The organism is Streptomyces sp. NPDC002032 (assembly GCF_042890765.1).
Lineage (GTDB): Bacteria > Actinomycetota > Actinomycetes > Streptomycetales > Streptomycetaceae > Streptomyces.
In genome coordinates this window covers 12,767-32,739 of sequence record NZ_JBIASM010000033.1, presented here as the reverse complement: position 1 = coordinate 32,739, position 19,973 = coordinate 12,767, and the positions used below count along the sequence as shown (strand labels likewise).

At 76.7% G+C, this 19,973-nt stretch carries 17 protein-coding genes; 9 read left to right on the top strand and 8 right to left on the bottom strand.

The window, feature by feature from the left end; all coding sequences use genetic code 11:
* Positions 1-137 precede the first annotated feature (137 nt).
* The 4 genes from ACFYYT_RS36050 to ACFYYT_RS36035 all read right to left on the bottom strand — a co-directional run bounded on the left by ACFYYT_RS36050 (position 138) and on the right by ACFYYT_RS36035 (position 6,151).
* Positions 138-1,499 (bottom strand): FAD-dependent oxidoreductase, encoded by a 1,362-nt coding sequence (locus ACFYYT_RS36050; protein ID WP_351831637.1) that lies wholly within the window; start codon positions 1,497-1,499, stop codon positions 138-140.
* Positions 1,500-1,650: 151 nt separating this feature from the next.
* Positions 1,651-2,184: a GNAT family N-acetyltransferase gene (locus ACFYYT_RS36045; protein WP_351831640.1), complete on the bottom strand. Its 534-nt coding sequence runs from the start codon at positions 2,182-2,184 to the stop codon at positions 1,651-1,653.
* Between the two features lie 65 nt (positions 2,185-2,249).
* Entirely contained in the window at positions 2,250-3,215 is a 966-nt protein-coding gene (locus tag ACFYYT_RS36040; protein ID WP_351831643.1) for a 2-oxoglutarate and iron-dependent oxygenase domain-containing protein, read from the bottom strand.
* A 56-nt stretch (positions 3,216-3,271) separates the two neighbouring features.
* Positions 3,272-6,151 carry an XRE family transcriptional regulator gene (locus tag ACFYYT_RS36035; protein ID WP_388610656.1) on the bottom strand — a complete coding sequence of 960 codons (2,880 nt, stop codon included), beginning with the start codon at positions 6,149-6,151 and terminating at the stop codon, positions 3,272-3,274.
* 166 nt (positions 6,152-6,317) lie between these two features.
* Between ACFYYT_RS36035 and ACFYYT_RS36030 the strand changes: the two genes are divergently transcribed.
* Both ACFYYT_RS36030 and ACFYYT_RS36025 read left to right on the top strand, forming a co-directional pair.
* Positions 6,318-7,352 (top strand): hypothetical protein, encoded by a 1,035-nt coding sequence (locus tag ACFYYT_RS36030; RefSeq protein ID WP_351829979.1) that lies wholly within the window; start codon positions 6,318-6,320, stop codon positions 7,350-7,352.
* On the top strand, positions 7,345-7,758 hold the full coding sequence (locus ACFYYT_RS36025; protein WP_351829982.1) for a peptidase inhibitor family I36 protein: 414 nt from the start codon (positions 7,345-7,347) through the stop codon (positions 7,756-7,758). The genes ACFYYT_RS36030 and ACFYYT_RS36025 overlap by 8 nt, the downstream gene beginning before the upstream one ends.
* A 68-nt stretch (positions 7,759-7,826) precedes the next feature.
* Here the strand turns inward: ACFYYT_RS36025 and ACFYYT_RS36020 are convergent, their stop codons facing one another.
* Positions 7,827-8,384, bottom strand: coding sequence for a hypothetical protein (locus ACFYYT_RS36020; RefSeq protein ID WP_351829983.1), 558 nt, complete (start codon positions 8,382-8,384; stop codon positions 7,827-7,829).
* A 252-nt stretch (positions 8,385-8,636) separates the two neighbouring features.
* On the opposite strand from ACFYYT_RS36020, the gene ACFYYT_RS36015 reads away from it, so the two are divergent.
* From ACFYYT_RS36015 to ACFYYT_RS36005, 3 genes are all read left to right on the top strand, one after another.
* Positions 8,637-9,215, top strand: a complete 579-nt coding sequence (locus ACFYYT_RS36015; RefSeq protein ID WP_351829985.1) for an HPP family protein — start codon at positions 8,637-8,639, stop codon at positions 9,213-9,215.
* A gap of 108 nt (positions 9,216-9,323) precedes the next feature.
* A complete protein-coding gene (locus ACFYYT_RS36010) occupies positions 9,324-10,058 on the top strand; it encodes a VOC family protein (RefSeq protein WP_351830013.1) in 735 nt (244 codons plus the stop codon).
* Positions 10,059-10,148: 90 nt separating this feature from the next.
* A complete protein-coding gene (locus tag ACFYYT_RS36005) occupies positions 10,149-11,177 on the top strand; it encodes a PHP domain-containing protein (RefSeq protein WP_351829988.1) in 1,029 nt (342 codons plus the stop codon).
* 21 nt (positions 11,178-11,198) lie between these two features.
* Here the strand turns inward: ACFYYT_RS36005 and ACFYYT_RS36000 are convergent, their stop codons facing one another.
* Positions 11,199-12,080, bottom strand: a complete 882-nt coding sequence (locus ACFYYT_RS36000; RefSeq protein ID WP_351829991.1) for a UbiA family prenyltransferase — start codon at positions 12,078-12,080, stop codon at positions 11,199-11,201.
* Between the two features lie 88 nt (positions 12,081-12,168).
* Between ACFYYT_RS36000 and ACFYYT_RS35995 the strand changes: the two genes are divergently transcribed.
* From ACFYYT_RS35995 to ACFYYT_RS35985, 3 genes are read left to right on the top strand one after another with little or no spacing between them, the layout of a single operon-like run.
* A complete protein-coding gene (locus ACFYYT_RS35995; protein WP_351829994.1) occupies positions 12,169-13,230 on the top strand; it encodes a 3-oxoacyl-[acyl-carrier-protein] synthase III C-terminal domain-containing protein in 1,062 nt (353 codons plus the stop codon).
* Between the two features lie 7 nt (positions 13,231-13,237).
* Positions 13,238-13,792, top strand: a complete 555-nt coding sequence (locus ACFYYT_RS35990) for an isoprenylcysteine carboxylmethyltransferase family protein (RefSeq protein ID WP_351829997.1) — start codon at positions 13,238-13,240, stop codon at positions 13,790-13,792.
* A complete protein-coding gene (locus tag ACFYYT_RS35985) occupies positions 13,789-14,823 on the top strand; it encodes an NAD(P)/FAD-dependent oxidoreductase (protein ID WP_351830000.1) in 1,035 nt (344 codons plus the stop codon). Before ACFYYT_RS35990 ends, ACFYYT_RS35985 begins: the two co-directional genes overlap by 4 nt.
* Positions 14,824-14,871: 48 nt before the next feature.
* Here the strand turns inward: ACFYYT_RS35985 and ACFYYT_RS35980 are convergent, their stop codons facing one another.
* The gene (locus ACFYYT_RS35980) at positions 14,872-16,185 is read right to left on the bottom strand and encodes a hypothetical protein (RefSeq protein ID WP_351830003.1); all 1,314 of its coding nucleotides are present in this window, start codon (positions 16,183-16,185) and stop codon (positions 14,872-14,874) included.
* Positions 16,186-16,837: 652 nt separating this feature from the next.
* Between ACFYYT_RS35980 and ACFYYT_RS35975 the strand changes: the two genes are divergently transcribed.
* Entirely contained in the window at positions 16,838-18,517 is a 1,680-nt protein-coding gene (locus ACFYYT_RS35975; protein ID WP_351830006.1) for a carboxylesterase family protein, read from the top strand.
* A gap of 17 nt (positions 18,518-18,534) precedes the next feature.
* Here the strand turns inward: ACFYYT_RS35975 and ACFYYT_RS35970 are convergent, their stop codons facing one another.
* Entirely contained in the window at positions 18,535-19,896 is a 1,362-nt protein-coding gene (locus ACFYYT_RS35970; RefSeq protein WP_351830008.1) for a M64 family metallopeptidase, read from the bottom strand.
* Positions 19,897-19,973 lie beyond the last annotated feature (77 nt).

The following is a 19,973-nucleotide window of genomic DNA, read 5'->3' as shown; positions in this document are numbered from 1 at the left end:
CCGATGCCGGCCGAAATCACCTCTATCCAACCCACACCCTGCGCCTCCGGCGCGGGGGCTGCGGGGGGGGGGGGCGGGGGCCCGGGCCCCCCCCCCCGCGGGGGGGCCCCCCCGCCCGCGGCCCCCCACTCGGCCGTTCACGCGCCGCTGGCGCCGAGCATCTCCTCGCGCTCCACGAGCTTCACGCGCTCGCGGCCCTGCGCTGCGCCGAGCGCCTTCTCGGCGGCGTCCAGCTTGTACCAGCCCTCCCAGGTGGTGAAGCGGACCTGCCGCTCGGCGAGGAAGGCCTCGACCGCCTCGGGCTCGGGCGTCGCGGGGACGCGCAGGCGGCCCTCGGCGTGGTCGGCCAGCAGGTTGGCGACCGTCTCGTTGGCATCGCCCTTGGTGTGGCCGATCAGGCCGATCGGGCCGCGGCGGATCCAGCCGGTGACGTACGTCGAGGCCAGGTGCTCGCCGTTCTCGATGACGCGGCCGCCCTCGTCCGGGACCGTGCCCGACTCCACGTCCCAGGGGAGCTTGGGCAGCTCGTCGGAGAGGTAGCCGACGGCCCGGTAGACCGACCGCACGTCCCAGGTGGTGAACCGGCCGGTGCCCTTGACGTTGCCCGTTCCGTCGAGCTCGGTGCGCTCGGTGCGCAGGCCGACGACCTTGCCGTCCTCGCCGACGATCTCGGACGGGGACTCGAAGAAGTGCAGGAACAGCTTGTGGGGGCGGTCGCCGATGTCGCGGATCGCCCAGTTCTCCAGGGTCTTGGCGACCATGTCCGCCTGCTTGTTGGAGCGGCGGGTGGCGATCGAGCCCTCGTCGTAGTCGATGTCCTCGGGGTTGACGATGACCTCGATGTTGGGCGAGTGGTCGAGCTCGCGCAGCTCCATCGGGCTGAACTTGGCCTGCGCCGGGCCGCGGCGGCCGAAGACGTGGACCTCGACGGCCTTGTTGGCCTTGAGGCCGTCGTGGACGTTGGCCGGGATCTCCGTCGGCAGCAGTTCCTCGGCCGTCTTGGCGAGGATGCGGGCCACGTCGAGGGCGACGTTGCCGACGCCGAGGACGGCGACCTTCTCGGCCTCCAGCGGCCAGGTGCGCGGGACGTCGGGGTGGCCGTCGTACCAGGAGACGAAGTCGGCGGCACCGTAGGAGCCGTCCAGCTCGACGCCCGGGATGCCGAGCGCGCGGTCGGCGGTGGCGCCCGTGGAGAAGATCACGGCGTCATAGAAGGCGTGCAGCTCGTCGAGGGAGATGTCGCCCGGGTAGTCGACGTTGCCGAACAGGCGGACCTGGGGCTTGTCGAGCACCTGGTGCAGGGCGGTGATGATGCCCTTGATGCGGGGGTGGTCGGGGGCGACCCCGTACCGGATCAGTCCGAAGGGGGCGGGCATCCGCTCGAAGATGTCGATGGACACACCGGGAGCGACGGCCGCCTCGGACTTGAGCAGCGCGTCGGCCGCGTAGATACCGGCGGGGCCGGCACCGACGATTGCTACCCGCAGAGGGCGAGGCATGACTGGGTTCCCTTCGACCGACAATCTGACTGATCACGAGAACCCTAAACTAAGGCCACCCTAACCCGGCACCCGCCCCCTGGTTATGACCCCATAACCGGAACTTATGACTTACCAAAGCCTGACTTTGGGTTGACCTCGACGGCGCCCGTCAGGCCTCGTACTCGGTGAGGTCGATGCTGTAGAGGGTGAGGAGCGAGCCGGAGCCCGGCTCGGTGGTGTGGGCGTCCTGCTTCATGCCGAGCTTGCGGATGACGTTCTCGGACTCGTCGTTGCCCGACCGGTTGACGGCGACGACGCGGTCGAGGCCACGGTCCTGGAGGGCGAACTCCAAGGTGGCGTGGGCGGCTTCGGAGGCGTAGCCCTGGCCCCAGAAGGGCCGGCCCAGCCGCCAGACGACGGCCACGCCGTGCTCCACCTCCGGCGGGCCGTCGGGGACGGTCAGACCGACGGCGCCGATCAGCTCGCCGGAGGCGAGGAGTTCGACGGCGAACACGCCGAAGCCCTCGTCGTCCCACTCCTCCTCCCAGCGCTCGATGGCCTCGGCGGTCCCGTCCAGGTCCAGGGCGGAGCCGTCGCCGATCCAGCGCATCACCTCCGGGTCGGCGTGGATCTCCGACAGGGGGACGAGGTCGTCGTCGGTCCAGCGGCGCAGGATGAGGCGGGGGGTGCGGATCTCGGTCATGCCCTCATCCTGCCGAACGCGGCCGACCAGGGGTAATCGGGCCCCTCCCGGGGCCCGCGGCGGCCTCAGGGGACGGTGATCGCGTCCAGCTTCGCCCGCAGGTAGGCGTGCGAGTCGACCGGCTCGTGGACCACCCGCCCGAGGGGGGCGGGCAGGGATTCGACGCGGGTGTGCGGGTCGCACTCGTAGAAGTAGACGAGGGAGACCAGCTCCTCGGCCGGGGCGTGCGCGGGCGGCGGCAGGACCCGGTGGCGGCCGGCCCGCCAGCGGTCGCCGGTCCAGCGGGCCAGCAGGTCGCCGATGTTCACGGTGAGGGCGGCGGGGTCGTAGGGGGCGTCCTGCCAGCCGTCGGCGTCGGTGTGGATCTGCAGGCCGCCGGCCCCCGGCTCGCGGTCCAGGACCGTCACCGTCCCGAAGTCGGTGTGCGGACCGATGCGGTACTGGCCGGGCAGGGGCGGGCCGACCAGTGCGGCGCCGGGGTACCAGTTGAGGTTGAACCCCCAGGTGGGGTGTCCGGTGTGCCGGGTGAAGTGGTCCTCGGGCAGGGTCAGGGCCACGGCGAGGAGCTCCAGCAGCTCGTCGGACAGGGCCCGCATCGCGGCGAGGTACGCGGCCACGGGCTGCCGCAGTCCGGGCACCTCGGCGGGCCAGGCGTTCGGCCGGAACCACTGGGCGTCCACCGCGGGCACGCCCGTCGGCTCCTCGGCGGCGCAGGACCAGGACTCCTTCAGGTCGGGCGGCGACTGCGTCCCCTCGGCCAGCGCGTTGGCCTCGGCGCCGGGGCCGAGCCAGCCGCGTCCGCCGACGCTGACGGCGTAGGGGCGCTTCGCCGCGGGCGGCAGCGGGAAGAAGGTACGGGCCTCGGCGCGGATCCGGGCGGGCAGGGCCGGGTCCACCCCGTGCCCGGTGACCAGCAGGAAGCCGGCCGCCTTGAGGGCCTCGTCGACGCGGGCCGCGATCCGGGCGCGCGCGGCGGGGTCACCGGACCGCCACGGGCCGAGGTCGATCACGGGCACCTGGGAGCTCACCATGCGGGGTCTGCCTTCCGGTACGGCGGCGGGGGTCCGGCCGCCTGGGGTGGGGGGACTCATGGGCGTTCGAGGCCGCTGCACGGCGGCGCGTAGTCCAGATAGGGCATGTACGAGGACCACTGCGCGCGCGTGATCCGGGGGCCGGTGTGCGCGCAGGCCCCGGCCACGGCCCGGCCGAGGTCGGTGCCGGCCAGCCGCAGGGTGCTGTCGTAGCCCCCGGCGGCCAGGGTGGCCCCGTCGGGGCTGAAGGCGACCGAGCCGACGGCGGTGGCGAATCCGGTCAGGGTGGCCAGCGCGGCGGGCCGGCCTCCCGGGGGCACGCTCCACAGCCGGACGGTGCGGTCGTCGCTCGCGGTGGCCAGGGTGCGCCCGTCGGGGCCGAAGGCGACCGAGCCGACCACGTCGGTGTGCCCGGTCAGGGTGGCCAGGGCGGCGGGCCGGCGCGGCTCGGTGACGTCCCAGAGGCGGACCGGGGTGCGGCCGCCCGAGGCGGTGGCGAGGGTGTGGCCGTCGGGGCTGAAGGCGACGGAGAAAACGGGGGTGTCGTGGCCGGTGATGAGGGCCAGGGTGGCGGGGGCCGTCCGGTCGGTCACCTCGGTCAGCCGGACGGTGTGGTCCTCCCCGGCGGTGGCGAGGATCCGGCCGTCCGGGCTGAAGGCGACCGCCCGCACGGTGTCGCGGTGTCCGGTGATGAGCGCCGACTCGGCGGGCTCGCGTCCCCCGGACCCGCTCACGTCCCAGAGGCGTACGCCGCCCCCCGCCCCGGCGGTGACCAGCGCCCGGCCGTCGGGGCTGAAGGCGAGGGCGCGCACGTCGCCGCCGCGCGCGGGCAGTTCGGCCTCCACCGCGGGCCGGGTGGGCTCGGAGACGTCCCACAGCCGGACCGTGCCGTCGGCGCAGGCGGTGGCCAGGAGGCGGCCGTCGGGCCGGTAGGCCACGGCGCGCAGGTCGTCGGCGTGGCCGGCGAGGGTGGCGACGGGGGTGGGCCGGGCGGTGCCCCGGGTCTGCCACAGCCGGGCGGTGTGGTCCCCGCTCGCGGTGGCCAGCTGACGGCCGTCGGGGCGGTAGGCGAGGGCGACGACCTCCTGGTCGTGCGCGGGCAGGGAGGTCATCAGCGCCGACAGGAGGCTGTCGCGGGTCCGCCCGGTGGGCGAGAGCCGGTGGGCGGTCAGGGCGAGCTGGACGGCGAGGCCGGATCCGGCGCCTCCGGCGGTGGCCGTGGCCACCAGGTCGGAGGCGGTTTCGGCGAGGTTCTGCGCGACGGCGTCGTTGCGCTGCCGGGTGACCTCCCCTTCGGCGCGCACGGCGTTGCCGGTGGCGACGGCGGCCACCGCGGCGAGGACGGCGAGGGTGGCGATCAGGCAGCGCAGCCGGCGGGTGCGGCGGCGGGCCCGTTTCCCCGCGGCGGCCTCGGCGGCGGTGCTGGCGTCGAGGAACTCCCGCTCCGCCGCGCTGAGCCCGACGGCGGGCGGCGCGGCGATCTCGCGGGCCAGGGCGAGGCGGGTGCCGCGCAGCAGTGCGCCGGGGTCGCGGCGCACGCCCTCCCAGGCGCGGGCGGCCTCGGCGAGCTGACGGTGGCGGCGCAGCCGTTCGCGGTCGTCGCCGATCCAGCCGCGCAGCCGGGGCCAGGCGCGGATGAGGGCCTCGTGGGTGAGCTCGACGACGCCCTGGTCCAGGGTCAGCAGGCGTAACGCGGCGGCGCGGGCGAGGACCGCGCGGCTGTCGGGGTCCTGGCCGAACTCCTCGCGCGCGACCGGCCGTTTGGTGTCCTCGGTGCCCTCTCCGAGAGCGATGAGGTGGACGAAGAGCTGGCGGGCGAGGGTCTGCTGGCGGGTGGTGAGGGAGGCGTGGAGGGCCTCGGCGGACTGGGCGAGGGCCCCTTCGAAGCCCCCGGCGGCATGGAACCCGTCGAGGGTGAGCGCCGCGCCCCGGCGCCGGCGCCAGGTCTCCAGGAGGGCGTGCGAGAGCAGGGGCAGCGCGCCGACCTGTCCGTGGGCCTGCGCCACGAGGGTGGCCTGGAGGGCCCCTTCGACGGTGAGGCCGGCCCGGCGGGCGGGTTCCACCACGGCGCGGCGCAGTTCGGCTGCGCTCATGGGGCCGACGACGACCTGGGCCTCGCGGAGCACCTCGACGAGTTCGGGGTGGCGGGTGCAGTGCGCGTAGAAGTCGGCGCGCACGCCGAGGACCACGCGGCAGCCGGAGCCGGGCCGCCGGGCGGCGGAGACGAGCAGGGACACGAAGGCGGCGCGTTCGGCGGCGTCCGCGCAGACGGTGAAGACCTCCTCGAACTGGTCCACGATCAGCACCCGTTCGGCGCAGTCGGGCTCCTCGTGTCCGTCGAGGGCCTGCCGGGCCCGGTCCAGGGGACGGGGCCCGGGGGTGAGCACGCCGACGGCGGCCGTGGGGGCGTCGGCGCGCAGCCGGGGCAGCAGACCGGCGTGCAGGAGGGAGGACTTGCCGGCTCCCGAGGCGCCGACGAGGGCCACGACGCGGTGCCGCGCCAGGGCGGTGGAGAGGTCCTCGACGAGGCGCTCGCGGCCGAAGAAGAGCCCGGCGTCCTCGGCGCGGAAGGCGGCGAGCCCGACGTACGGGAGCCCCTGGGCGGCTTCCCCGGCCGCATCCGCGCACAGGGGTCCGGCCCCGGATCCGGGGGGTGCCAGGCCCTCGACGGCCAGTTCCACGGCGGCGGCGTGCCAGCGGCGCTCCCACTCCCCCGGGTCGCCGCCGCAGGCGCGGACGTAGGACAGGGTCACGTCCAGGCTGGGCAGCCGGCGGCCGGCGGCGGCCCCGGACAGGGTCGCCACCGAGTAGTGGGCGCGCGCCGACAGATCGCGGTAGGGCGGGGATCCGGCCTCGTGGCGCAGTCTGCGCAGGGCGGTGGCGAACTCCAGCAGAGGCCCGTCCCCGCCCTCCAGCGGACGTTCCTTGCGTGCCATGCACAGCCCCTTCCACCAGGCCCCTTTTCTGCGGTCCGGGGTGGATTGTTCAGCAATTGTTTGTTCGCTGCCAGGGCGCCGACGGCGAACAACGGATGGCGGCTACACCTGGGTCGCGGCGCCGGGAGCGGACGCCGGACAGCGACCGGAGAGGAGGGCCGCACGGATGGGGCGAACACGACGGGGGGCGGTGGCCGCCCTGGCGGCGGCGGTGGCGCTGGCCATGTGCACGGGGTGCGGGACGGAGGGCCGGGCCGCCCGCGACCCCGGCCCGCGGGCCACCGGGGCGGCCCGGGCGGCCGCCGTGGAACTGACGGCCGGGCAGTCCCGGCTGCTGGAGCGGGCCGAACAGGTCCTGATCGGCCGCTGCATGGCGCAACGCGGATTCCGGTACGCCGTGACCGAACCCCCGCCGCAGGCCCGGGCGCAGCGCTCGTTCCCGTACGGGCTGGACGACGTGGAGTGGGCCCGCGCCCACGGCTACGGCGGCCGGGACGACCGGGCGAGCGAGGCGGCGCGGCAGGCGGATCCCAATCAGCGCTACTTCCACGGGCTGTCGGCGCGGGGGCGGGCGGCCGCCCGGACGGCGCTCATGGGCGCCTCCCCCGTGGGCCTGTCGGCCACCGCCCCGACCGGCACGACGCTCACGGCGAGCCCCGACGGCTGCATCGCCCGGGCGGAGAGCTCCCTGTACGGGGACCTGGCCGCCTGGTTCCGCGTCAAGGTCGTCACGATGAACATCCGCCCCGCGCAGGAGGCGAAGGTCCGCGCGGACCCCCGGTACGCGGAGGCGGTCGGCGCGTGGGCGGCGTGCATGCGGGCGGCGGGCCGCCCGTACGCCTCCCCCGACGATTCCCGGGCCGCGGCGGCCGCCTTCGCGGAGGAACTGCCGCCGGACGGGGCCGACGCGGCCGAGAGCGCCCTCGCGGTCGCCGAGGCGACCTGTGCCACCGGCACCGGCCTGAGCCGGGTCTCCCAAGCTCTGGACCACAGCTACGGCGATGAGTTCCGCGCGCGCCACCGCGGCGACATCGACCTGCGGCGAAGGCTCCAGAACGCCGCGCTCCCGGAGGCGGAGCGCGTCGTCCCCCCGTCCGACCGACCGCACGAGCCGACCGGAGGAACCCGAACGGCCGACGGACCCGGCCGGCCCGACCGCACCACCCCGAGTACCGACCCTTCAGGAGGACCCCATGCGTAAGTTCCGTACGACGATGCTGGCCTGCGCGCTCGCGCTCCCGCTGCTCGCGCTCCCCTCGATGCTCACCACCGCCTCCGCCACCCCGGCCGACGCCTCCGGGGTGGCGGCCGACGGCAACTACTGGGTCTGGGAGGACACCAACGAGGGCGGCGCGCGCTGCGGCTGGAGCGGCAACGACGCCGACTGGCGCACCTGTGGCGCCGGGGGCAACTACAACATGAACGACAAGGCCTCGGCCTACTGGAACAACGGCTACTCGGGCAGCCTCGGCGACGTCCGCGTCTACGAGAACATCAACTACGGCGGTGCCTCCACCTGTGCGCCGAACGGCTCCCGCGGCAACATCCCGTGGGAGTGGAACGACCGGATCTCCTCGCACAAGTGGGTCACGGGCTGCGGCTTCTGATCCCGCCCGGCCACGGCCGGGTACGGCCTCCCGGGTTCCGGCCCGGGAGGCCTTGCGTCGTCCCGGCGTCAGTCCGGGAGCCCGGCGCCGCAGCGGGAGCAGTAGCGGGCGTCGGACTCGCCGGCCAGGCGCCCGCAGCCGGGGCAGACGCGGTGCAGCAGGCAGGCCGTCTCCCCGCCCTCGGAAAAGCCCCTGGCGGGGATCACGCCGGGCATCGCGCCAGGCATCGCGGCGGCGGGCAGCGGCCCGGCGCCGAGGGGGCCGCCACTGCCCGGTCCGGGGCGCCGGGCGTGCACGGTCAGGTACGCCATTCCGTGCGGGCCCGCGGCGAGCGAGCGGCGCGTGCCCCCGGCGAGCCACACCGCCGAGTGCGGGCGCAGCTCGTGCGGGCCGTCCCCGGTGTCGATCCGCCCGGTACCGCTCACGACCACGAGCAGGACTGCGGGGGCGGCCTCGTCGTGCTCCGCGAGGACGGCGCCCGCGGGGAGCCGGATCAGGGCCGAGTCGAGGCCCCGGGCCGGTGCGGTCAGCTGCCAGAGCGCGCCGGTCGCGTCGTCGGGGGCGTGCGCGATCAGCGCGCCGAGGTCCGCCGGGACCCCGGCGGCGGGGTCCGGTCGTATCGTCATCCCGGTCCTTCCTGCCGTCCCTGCCGTTCCCGCATGCCTACCCGGCCGGGTCCGGCCGCTCCCCTCTTCGCGCCGGCTCCGCGACCACCCCGGCCACGGAGATCGCACGGGTGAACGATAAAAGCGCGTCCGGACTGCGTCGGCCGCACACGGAACGGACGCGAGGCCGGGCCGGAGGTGGACCACCGGGTCCGGCCCGGCTCCCCGTGCCGGTCCCGCCCGTACCGTCCCCTGCCCCGGAACCGCCCTGCCATGAACCCCAGCCCGACGACCGCCACCGCCGCGCGCCCCGACGCCGCCCCGCACCCCGAACCCGTCCCGCAGGCCGGAGCCGCCCCGCGACCGGCCGGGCTCCGGGCCCCGGCGCGGCCGAGCGCGGCCGCCGCCCTGCACAGCGTCAGCGCGGCGACGACGGTGCTGCTGGCCCTCGTGGCGATCGGCGCGGCGATCCACGAGCCGGTGCTGATACCCCCGCTCGCCGCCAGCGCCGCCCTGGTGCACAGCGCCCCCACCCTGCCGCTGGCGCAGCCGCGCGGCGTGGTCGTCGGCCATCTGATCGGCGCCGCGGCGGGCTACGCCGTCCTCGCCGCGGCCGGCAGCAGCGGCTGGGCGGCGGCCGTGGCGGCCGGGCTGACCCTGGCCCTGCTCACCCTCGCCCGCACCCCGCACTCGCCCGCGGTGGCCACCGCCGTGGTCACCGTCCTCCAGACCCCGGCACCCGCCCGGTTCGTCCCCCTGCTGTTCGGTTCCACCGTGCTCCTCGTCCTCACCGGCTACGCCGGCTCCCGCATCCGCCGGGCGGCACCGAGGTACCCCGCCTACTGGTGGTGATGACCTGCGGGCGCGCCTGCGCGGCGGCGGGGGGCGGCGGGCGCTACTTCTTGTGCTGTGGCAATTTCTGCGAAGGACGTCTTCGGGGCCCCCTGCTGGGTGAGCCTGATGGCCCGCGACCTGGAGGCCTCCCAGCGTTTCTACGGGACGGTCATCGGCTGGACCTTCCGGCCGGCGACGCGGCTCGGCGAAGGGTTCTCGGTGGCCGCCCTGGACGGCGTGCCCGTCGCCGGGATGGGGGCACTGGCCGCCGACCTGGCCGTGCCGGTGGCCTGGACCCCCTACTTCGCCGTGGACGACGCCGATGTCGCGGCGAGCAGGATCCGCGAGCGCAGCGGCACGGTCGCGGTGGGCCCGGTGTCCTTCCCGGCGGGCGGCCGCGCCGCGCTGGTCGCCGACCTCGACGGGGCGGTGTTCGGGATCTGGGCCGGACCCGTGGCCGCCGGCTGGCGGGTCGGCCAGGGGCCGGCCCCGGCCTGGCTGGAACTGCGCACCCGCAACGCCTTCGACGCCGCGCTGTTCTACGGGGAGGTGCTGGAGTGGGCGACGGGCCGCCCCGGCTGCTGCGAGGTGTCGTACGAGGAGGAGCAGGTCGTGCTGCGCCAGGGCGGCGAGCCGGTCGCCCGGCTGAACAGCGGGCCCGTGGAACCGGGCGCCTACACCCCGCACACCCGTCCGCGCTGGCACGTCCACTTCCGCGTCCCTGACCTGGACGAGGCCGTGGAGGCGGCCCTCGGTCTCGGCGGACGCACCGTCTCGGTGTTCACCACCACCCCCACCGAACGCTCGATCGCCCTGCGCGACCCGGACGGGGCCCTGTTCACGCTCACCTCCGGCATCTGAACCCCCCGCCCGCCCCGGCACCCGAACCCCGGCCCGCCGGTCGCGGGCCGGGCGGCGCGTTGCGACACTGGCCCGGGAGGAGGTGGGGCCGTGGACCCCGTGGCGGCGCTGGACCGGATCGCCTTCCTGCTGGAGCGCGCGCAGGCCCCCACGTACCGCGTACGGGCCTTCCGCACGGCGGCCGCCGCCCTCACCCGGATGGGCGAACGGGAGACGGCCGAGCGGGCCGCCGCCGGCTCCCTCGAATCGGTGAAGGGCATCGGGCCGAAGACCGCCCAGGTGGTCCGGGAGGCCCTGACCGGCGCCGTCCCGCAGTACCTGCTGGGCCTGGAGGACGAGGCCGCCGCGATGCCCGAGGGGCCACCGCCCAGCCCCGCCGCCGCGGCGCTGCGCGCGGCCCTGCGCGGGGACTGCCACGTGCACTCGGACTGGTCCGACGGCGGGAGTCCGATCGAGGCGATGGGACGGGCGGCCGCCGCGCTGGGCCACGAGTGGGCGGTGCTCACCGACCATTCGCCGCGCCTGACGGTCGCCCGGGGCCTGTCCCCCGAGCGGCTGCGCGAACAGCTGCTGGTGGTGGCGGAACTGAACGCCTCCTGGGCGCCCTTCCGGCTGCTCACCGGCATCGAGTGCGACATCCTGCCCGACGGGTCGCTCGACCAGGAGCCCGAGCTCCTGGACCGGCTCGACCTCGTGGTGGGCTCCGTCCACTCCAAGCTGCGGATGGAGGCCCCGGCGATGACGCGCCGGCTGCTGACCGCGGTGCGCAACCCGCTGATGGACGTCCTCGGGCACTGCACGGGACGCCTCGTCACGGGCCGGACCCGGCCGGAGTCCGAGTTCGACGCCGAGCGGGTGTTCGCGGCCTGCGCGGAGTCCGGCACGGCCGTGGAGATCAACAGCCGGCCCGAGCGGCTGGATCCGCCCCGCCGGCTGCTGCGCCTCGCCGTGGCGGCGGGCACCTTCTTCGCCGTCGACACCGACGCGCACGCCCCGGGCCAGCTGGACTGGCAGATCGTGGGCTGCGAGCGGGCCGTGGAGTGCGGGGTGGACGGCGGCCGGGTGGTGAACACCTGGCCGGCGGAGCGGCTGCTGGAGTGGACCCGTACCCGCGCCTGACCGGACGGGGGGCGCGGGACGTCAGCGCGGGCCCGCGCCCCGGGCCAGGAGCAGCAGTACGTCGGCGCCCGCGACCGCCATCGTGGCGAGGAAGGGGATCCGGCCGGGCGCCCGTGCCGCGACGGCGAGCAGCAGGCCGGTCAGCGCGAACAGGCCCCACCCGTACGGGCCCGCCGGGCCGGCCGGCCCCAGGACCAGGGCGGCCGTCGAAGCGAGGACGAGGACGGCCGCGAGGGCGGCCGAGCGGCGGGCGCCGAGGCGCTGGGGCAGGCCCCGCACCCCGGTGGCGAGGTCGCCGGGGATGTCGGGCAGCACATTGGCGAAGTGGGCGCCCGCGCCGAGCAGGGCGGCGGCGCCGGTCAGCCAGAGCGGCGGCCAGGGCCGCCCGGGCAGGCCGAGCGTCACGAAGGCCGGGAGCAGCCCGAAGGCCAGGGCGTACGGGAGCCAGGACGCGGCCGTGCCCTTGAGGCGCAGGTTGTACGCCCAGGCGGCCCCGACGCCGACGAGGTGCGCGCTGCCCGCGAGGAGCCCGGCGGCCAGGGACAGCGGCACGCACAGGAGCAGCGCGCCGACGGCGGCGCGGGTCACGGCGGCGGCCGTGACGGCGCCCGTCACCAGGGGTTTGTCCCGGCGGCCGGTGACCCGGTCGCGCCGCAGGTCGGCCAGGTCGTTGGACCAGCCCACCGAGAGCTGTCCGGCGCCCACGGCGGCGGCCGTCAGCGCGGTACCGGCGGGCCCCCTCCCGGCGGCGGCCGCCAGGACGGCGGCGAACAGGGTCACGGCGGCCGCCGGCAGGGGGTGGCAGGCGCCCAGCAGGGCGGCGGCCGGGACGGCGGTGGCGGGCGTCGGCGGCGGAACCGGCGGCGGGACCGGGGCGGGGGCCGGGAGCGCGGGGGCGGGCACGGCCTCACGCTACGCCGCGCCGACACGTCCGCTCCACACCTATCGCGCGCTTCCTCCAGATCCGCCCGTTCTTCCCTATGTTGGGCCAATGACACGTGTCCTGGCAGTGAGCAGCGTGTTCCCACCCCACCTGTACCCGCAGTCGCGGATCACGGAGGCCCTCGCCGGTTTCCTGCCGCCGGGCGCCGACGCGGCCCTGCTGCGCCGGGTGCACGCCTCGGTCCGGGTGGACTCGCGCCACCTCGCCCTCCCGCTGGAGCGCTACGGCCCGGCCACCGACTTCGGCACCACCAACGCCCTGTTCGTCCGCGCCGCCCTGGACCTCGGCGCCGAAGCCGTCGCCCGCGTCCTGGACGCGGCCGCCCTCGCGGCGCGGGACGTGGACCTGGTGCTGTCGACCACCGTGACGGGGCTGGCCACCCCCTCCCTGGAGGCCCGCCTCGTCACCCGGAGCGGACTGCGCCCCGACGTGCGCCGGATGCCGCTGTTCGGCCTCGGCTGCGCGGCGGGCGCCGCCGGACTCGCCCTGCTCCACGAGCAGCTGACGGGGCGTCCCGGGCGGGCGGGCCTGCTGCTGTCCACCGAGCTGTGCTCGCTCACCCTCCAGCCCTCGGACACCTCGATGGCGAACCTGGTGGCCGGGGGGCTCTTCGGGGACGGGGCCGGGGCGCTGCTGGCGGTCGGCGCCGGCCATCCTCTCCACGAAAGCGGCGCCGGGCCCGTGGTGGTGGCCGCGCGCAGCCGTCTCTACCCCGGCACCGAGCACCTGCTCGGCTGGGACATCGGCCACTGGGGCTTCCGGATGGTGCTGGACCGCGAAGTGCCCGAACTGGTGCGGCTGCACGTGGTGGAGGAGATCGAGTCCTTCCTCGCCGAGCACGACCTCAAGCCCGCGGACGTCGGCACCTGGATCTGCCACCCGGGCGGCCCGAAGATCCTCGACGTGCTCTCCGAGGCCCTGGGACTGCCGGACCGGGCCTTCGCGCCGAGCCGCCGCTCCCTCGCGGAGGTGGGCAACCTCTCCTCCGCGTCCGTCCTGCACATCCTCGGCTCCGTGCAGGCCGCCGGTCCGCCCGTGCCCGGAACGGCCGGCCTCATGCTGGCCTTCGGCCCGGGCTTCGCCTCCGAACTCGTCCTGCTGCGCTGGTGAGGTCCCGATGACGTCGACACCCGATCTGCCGATCCCCTACCTGCTGCTGCTCGCCCTCGTGGCACTGGAGCGGCTCGCCGAACTGGCCGTCGCCCGCCGCCACACCGCCTGGAGCCTGGCCCGCGGCGCCCGCGAGTACGGCCGCGGCCACTACCCGGCCATGGTCGCGCTGCACACCGCGCTCATCGTGGGCTGCGCGCTCGAAGCCCCGTACCGGCCCTTCCTGCCCGTCCTCGGCTGGACGGCGCTCGGGCTCGCCGTGGCGGCGCAGGGGCTGCGCTGGTGGTGCGTCACGACGCTGGGGCCCCGCTGGAACACCCGGGTCCTGGTGGTGCCCGGGCTGGCGCTGGTGGCGGGCGGACCGTACCGGTGGCTGCGGCACCCCAACTACGTGGCGGTGGTGCTGGAGGGGCTGGCGCTGCCGCTGGTGCACTCCGCCTGGCTGACGGCGACGGTCTTCACGGTGCTCAACGCCCTGCTGCTGCGCGTGCGGATCGCCTGCGAGGACCGTGCGCTGGCCACCGTTCCCGGAGCGGGCCGGCTCGCGGGGATCGCGCCGTGATCGACCTGCTGGTCGCGGGCGGCGGCCCGGCCGGACTGGCCACCGCGATCCACGGGGCCCTGGCCGGGCTGGAGGTGGTGGTCCTCGAACCGCGGCCGACCCCGATCGACAAGGCCTGCGGCGAAGGGCTGATGCCGGGCGCCGTCCGGCGCTTCGAGGAGCTGGGCGTACCGGTGCCGGGCAGCGCCTTCCGCGGGATCCGCTACGTCGACGGCGCGACGGGCCTGCGCGCCGAGGGCCTCTTCCGCGCCGGCCCCGGCCGCGGGGTCCGGCGCACCGAGCTCCAGGCCGCGCTGGCCGGGCGGGCCGAGGCGCTGGGCGTACGCGTCCTGGCGCGGCGGGCCGGCGAGGTCCGCCAGGACGCGGACCGGGTCGGCGCGGCCGGCCTGACGGCCCGGTACCTGGTGGCGGCGGACGGCCTGCACTCGCCGGTGCGGCGCGCGCTGGGCCTGGCGGTGCCGGCCGCGCCGGGGCGGCCGGCGCGGTACGGACTGCGCCGCCACTACGCCGTCGCACCCTGGAGCGACCTGGTGGAGGTGCACTGGGCACCCGACTGCGAGGCCTACGTGACCCCGCTGGGGCCGGACCGGATCGGGGTGGCGGTGCTGACCTCCCGGCAGGCGCCCTTCGACGTCCAGCTGGCCGACCGCTTCCCCGGGCTGGCCGCCCGGCTGCCGCCGCCCGGACCCGGCGCGCCGGTGCGCGGCGCCGGGCCGCTGCGCCAGCGGGCCCGGACCCGGGTGGCGGGGCGGGTGCTGTTCGTGGGGGACGCGGCGGGGTACGTGGACGCGCTGACCGGCGAGGGCCTGACCCTGGCCGTCTCGGCCGCGGGGGAACTCGTACGGTGCGTGCGCGCGGGCCGCCCGCAGGAATACGAGCGGGCCTGGCGGGCGCTGTCGCGCGACTACCGCTTCCTGACCTCGGCCCTGCTCTGGGCGCGCGGGCGGCCGCCGCTGGCCGGACGGGTCGTCCCGCTGGCGGCCCGGCTGCCCCGGGTGTTCACGGGGGCGGTGAACCTGCTGGCACGGTGAGGGGCCCCGGCCGCGCGGACGCGGCCGGGGCCCCTGCGCCGTACGGGGTCAGGCGGCGCCGCCCGCCCCCTCGGTGCGCGACGGCCGGTACCTCAGGGCCACGCCGGCCAGGACCGCTCCGGCCCCGGCGCACACGGCCGCCGTGATGCCCGACCAGGCGTACGCCCCGCCGTAGGCGCCCTCCAGGGGATCGAAGAACACGATCCCGCCGACCACGTGCAGCGTGACGACCGCGAGGGCCCCCACCGCCACGGCCCGCCATACGGCGGGGGTGTCCCGGACGGCGAGCAGCGCGCCGAGCGCGAGGCACAGCAGGGACGCCGCCGGAGCGAGCCACTGGCCCGTGCCGGGGACGGCCAGGGCGGCCGGGTCCTGCGGGAAGTGCAGGGTCCCGCAGAGCAGCAGCGCGAAGGCGGTGGGCCAGCGCAGCAGGTGGCGCAGCGCCCCCCGGTCCCGGGCCGGTGCGGACACCGGGGTACGGGCGGGGGCCGGCGCCGGTGCGGCCGGGGCGGGCCCGCGCAGCGGGGGCGGCGCGGGGGCCTGGCCGGCGGACCGGGCGGTGACGGGGGCTCCGTCGGGGGCTCGGTCGGGGGCGCCGTCAGCAGCTGCGTCGGTGGCTCCGTCGGGGCCGAGGATGCTGGCCAGCAGGGCCACGTCCTCGATGGGCCGTCCGATGGCGGCGGCGCGCAGGGTGATGCCGGCCTCGGCCTCCTCCTGCGGGTGCTCGGCCAGCAGGGCGACCATCCGCTGTACGTCCTGGAGGGGGCGGGAGACCGCGGCGGCGCGCAGCGCGTCGTGGCCGGGGTCGGTGTGCCGGCCGGTCCGCTTGAGCAGGCTCACCAGCGCGGTGACCTCCTCGACGGGCCGGCAGGCGACGGCCGTCTCCAGCAGCGTCCTTATCGGCTCCATGTGGGCCTCGCCGTCCGGCACCACCGCCTGGGCGGGGCCGGCGCCGCTCGCGGGCTCCGGGGCGGAGGCCGCTGGCACTGCCGGGACCTCGGCCGGGGCCGGGGCGGGGGCGGGGGCCGGCATCGCGACCGGGTCCGGGGCCGGGGCGGCTGCCGCAGCCCGTACCTCGGCCGGGGCCGGTTCCACGGACGGGGCCGGGGCGGGGCCCAGGGCGGGGCCGGCGGCAGGCGGGGCGGACACGGGCGCCGAGGCCCAGGCCACGCCCGGAGCCGGGCCGGAGCCCGGGGCGAAGGTGGACACCGCGACGGGGGTTGCCACCGCCTCGTGGTCCGGGGCGGAGGCCGGCGCAGCGACCGGGGTCCAGGTCACCACCGGGGCGAGGGCCTGCCCCCCGGCCGGCACCGGGACCCCGACCCGCTCCGGAACCGGGTTCCGGTGCACGGCCGCGGCCATGACGGAATCCGGGACCGGGTCGTGGGCCGAAGCCGGGTCCGAGGCCGGGCTCGGGGACGGGGCCAGGAGCGGGTCCTGGGCCGGGGCCGCATCCTGGCTCGGAGACCGGCCCGAAGGCCGGCCCGAGGCCGGGGACGGGCTCAGGGACCGGGCCGGGGCCTGGTCCGGCGTCGGGGAGTGACCCGGGGCCTGGTGCTGGGTCTGGGTCTGACCCACGGGCTGGGCCGGGGCCGGGGCCGGCTCCGGGGGCGCCGCCCACGCGGGGGTCGGCTCCGCAGCCGGGGTAGGGGCCGGGGCCGGTGTGAACACCGGGGCCTCGGGCTCGTGGACGGGCTGGTCGGGGTTCGGTTGGGGGTGATGACCGTCGCGTTCGGCGTGTTCCGTTACCGCGAAGGTGCTGGGGTCGTTCATGGAAAGCTCCGTTCGCCGACACGCGGGTCTACACATCGCGCGCCGGTCATCGTGCGTCATGGGAAGCGCACGCTTGGTGACATCCACCCGCACCTGCGGGCACTGCGCCATTCGGGGCGGGCAAACGGGTAACCTCCCCCGGCCGTACGGAGTCGCCGCCCGGACACGCCCGGCCCGTCCCCGGACCCGGGCGCCTGGCCGGGCACAGTGGGCGGGTCCCCCCGTCCAGGAGGTGCCCGCCGTGCCGGATCCCCGCCCCGCCCTCCGCCCCGCCCCACGCCACCGCCCCCGCCGCGAGCGGGCCGTGCTGCTGACCCTGACGGCCCTGCTGGGCGCCGCCGCGTGGGGCCCGCCGGCCGCAGCCACCGACGGCGGGCCCCGGCCCGTCGTGCGCACCGCCGAGGGTCCCGTACGGGGCCGCGCGCACGGCACGTACGCGACCTTCGAGGGCCTCCCGTACGCCGCCCCGCCGACGGGCCCGCTGCGCTGGCGGCTGCCGCGCGCCGCCCCGCGCCGGGCCGGGATCCTCGACGCGGGGGCGCCCGGGGCCCGCTGCGTCCAGCTGCCGCCGCTCGGGCCGGGCGGGCCCAGCGGCTCCGAGGACTGCCTGTACCTGAACGTCACCGCCCCCACCGGGCCGGGCCGGGGCCGCCCGGTCATGGTGTGGTTCCACGGCGGCGGCTTCCGCAACGGCGCGGGCGACTCGTACCGGCCCGAGCCCCTGGTCACGCGCGGCGGCGTGGTGGCCGTCACCGTCAACTACCGCCTCGGCGTCTTCGGGTTCTTCGGCCATCCCGAACTCGGCGGCGCCCCCGACTTCGGACTGGCCGACCAGCAGGCCGCGCTGCGCTGGGTCCGCGCCAACGCGGCCCGGTTCGGCGGGGACCCGGACCGGGTGACGGTGTTCGGGGAGTCGGCGGGCGGCCTCGCCGTCTGCGCCCACCTCGTCTCCCCCGCGTCGGCGGGTCTGTTCCGCCGGGCGGTCGCACAGAGCGGCTCCTGCTCGACCACCATGCCGCCGTACGCCCTGCTGCCGACGCTCGGCGCCTACGAACCCTTCGTGCCGGAGCGGCGCACCGTCTCCGACGGCGTCCGGGCGGCGGCCGGGCTCGGCTGCGCCGCGCCGCCGTCCGGCACGGTGCTGGAATGCCTGCGCGGCCTGCCCGCGGCCCGGCTGGCGACGACCGAGCTGATGAACGGTTTCTCCGCCCTCTCCTACGGCGGCGCCGCACTCCCCCTCGAACCGCGCGGGGCCCTGGAGTCGGGCCGCTTCCACCGGGTGCCGGTGGTAATCGGCACGACCCTGGACGAGATGCGGCTCTTCCTCGCGCAGACCCTGACGGCGTACCCGGTCGACGGCGAACGGGGCTACCGGGAGCGCCTGTCGGCTTCCTTCGGCGGCGCGGCCCCGGCCGTGGAGGCCGCGTACCCGCCGGCCGCCTTCCCCACGGCCGCGCTGGCCTGGGCGGCGGCGCTGTCCGACGCCTCCTTCACCTGTCCGGCGCTGCGCGACGGCCGGGCGCTGGCCCGGCACGTGCCGACGTACGGCTACCTCTTCGCCGACCGGGGCGCCCCGAACTCCAGCGGGCTGCCGGAGCTCGCGGACTTCCCGTACGGCGCCGCGCACGGCTTCGAACTGCCGTACCTCTTCGCCCCGGTGCCCTCGAAGGAGCCGTCGCGGCGGCTGTCGGAGGCGATGACCGGCTACTGGACGCGCTTCGCCCGCACGGGCTCGCCCGACGGGCAAGGGGCCGTGGCCTGGCCCCGGTTCACCCCGTCCGGCTCCGCGCCGGTGCTGCGCCTGGACACCGGTGCGCGGGGGATCCGGCCGGTCAGGGCCGCCCCCGCCCACCACTGCGCCCTGTGGGACGCCCTCCCGGCGCCCGCCCCCGGCCCTCCTTCCCGGAAGGCGGACCGGTGACCGGACCGTGCGGAACGTCAGAGGCGGACGTTCCAGGTGGCCGTGGAGGTGAGGGTGCGGGCGACGGCCGGATCGCGGACGGCGGGAGTGCGGTCCTCGGCGGTCACCGACAGCCGGTGGGTGCGCGGGTCGAGCAGCCACAGCTCGGCCACCCGTACCTCGGTGCGGCCGGCGAACCGCTTCAGTTCCCGTCCGTCGAGGTACCAGCGCACCGTCAACTGGCGTCCGTCCGGCGCGGCCAGGCGCGGCACGGCCGCCTTCGCGGTGTGCCACAGCCGTAGGGTGCGGTCGGTGGGGGTGAGCGGGGTGACGAGGTTGGCGTGCCGGTGGAACCCGCCGATCATCGCCTCGACCCCGGGCAGGCTGAAGGGTTTGCCCAGGACGCGCATGATCGAGCTGTCGGTGGGCCGGTAGAGGCCGGTGACGTAGTACCCGCCGCCCTCGTACGCTCCGACGGGCCCGCCGTCCGGGGACTCCTCGCCCAGCCAGCGGTACCACTTGGCCCGCTGGCCGGCCAGCGCCGCGGCGTCGAGCGTCGAGGTGTTGGCCTCGGCCGGTTCCGGTCCGGTGTACTTCTCGTAGCCGGGGACGCCGGGGTAGAAGTACTCGTCGGCGAGTTTGCCGAGGGAGTGCCCGGTCTCGTGGACGGCGACCTGCCCGGACTTGGGATGGCGGGCGGAGGCGGTGGAGATGCCCTCGTAGCCGAGGGTGGCGCTGGGTTCGTTGTATCCGGCGCCGCCGTACTTGGCGCTGTTGGCCAGGACGATGACCAGGTCGGCGGCGGGCGCCCGGGCCACGTACGCGTCCACGGCGGGCTGGTCCACGCACAGCAGCCGCTCGATGGACTCGCACCAGAAGTACGAGCCGAGCGCGGTGTCGCGGACGGTGTCCGGGCCGGGGTCGCCGGAGATCCCGGACTCGGCGGAAACGGCGTCCACGGTCCACACGTTGAAGAGGTCGCGATAAGTCGCGTACGGCTCGACGGCGGTGACCTCGGCCCACTTCGCCCGGGCGTCGTCGTGGAACCGCCCGAGCTCGCCGTCCGTATAACCGTCGCCGATCACGACCACGTCCAGCCGGTCCCCGACGGGCCCGTTGTCGATCATCTTGGTGACCCGCCCGTCGGCGGCCCGGGCGGCTCCGGAGAGACGGGGCGGGGCCTTGGCGGGACCGGCCGCGGGCACCCGGACGTGGCCGGAGCCCGCTTCCCCGCCGTACTCGGGCCCCGGTATCTCGACCTCGACGGCGGCGTTCCGGCGGGGCGGTGGACCGGCCGCCGCCACGGGTGCGGAAGCGGCCAGCAGGGCGGCGCCCGCACAGAGTGCGGCGAGTGCCGCGCGCAGGGCGGCCGGGCGGGCCGGTCGGTCGGCTGGGCTCATGAAGTCCTCCGCCTGGAGAAGGAGTTGACCGGGAAGATTAAGCGGGAAGTTAAGTCCGCTGAACCGGTTGCTTAAGT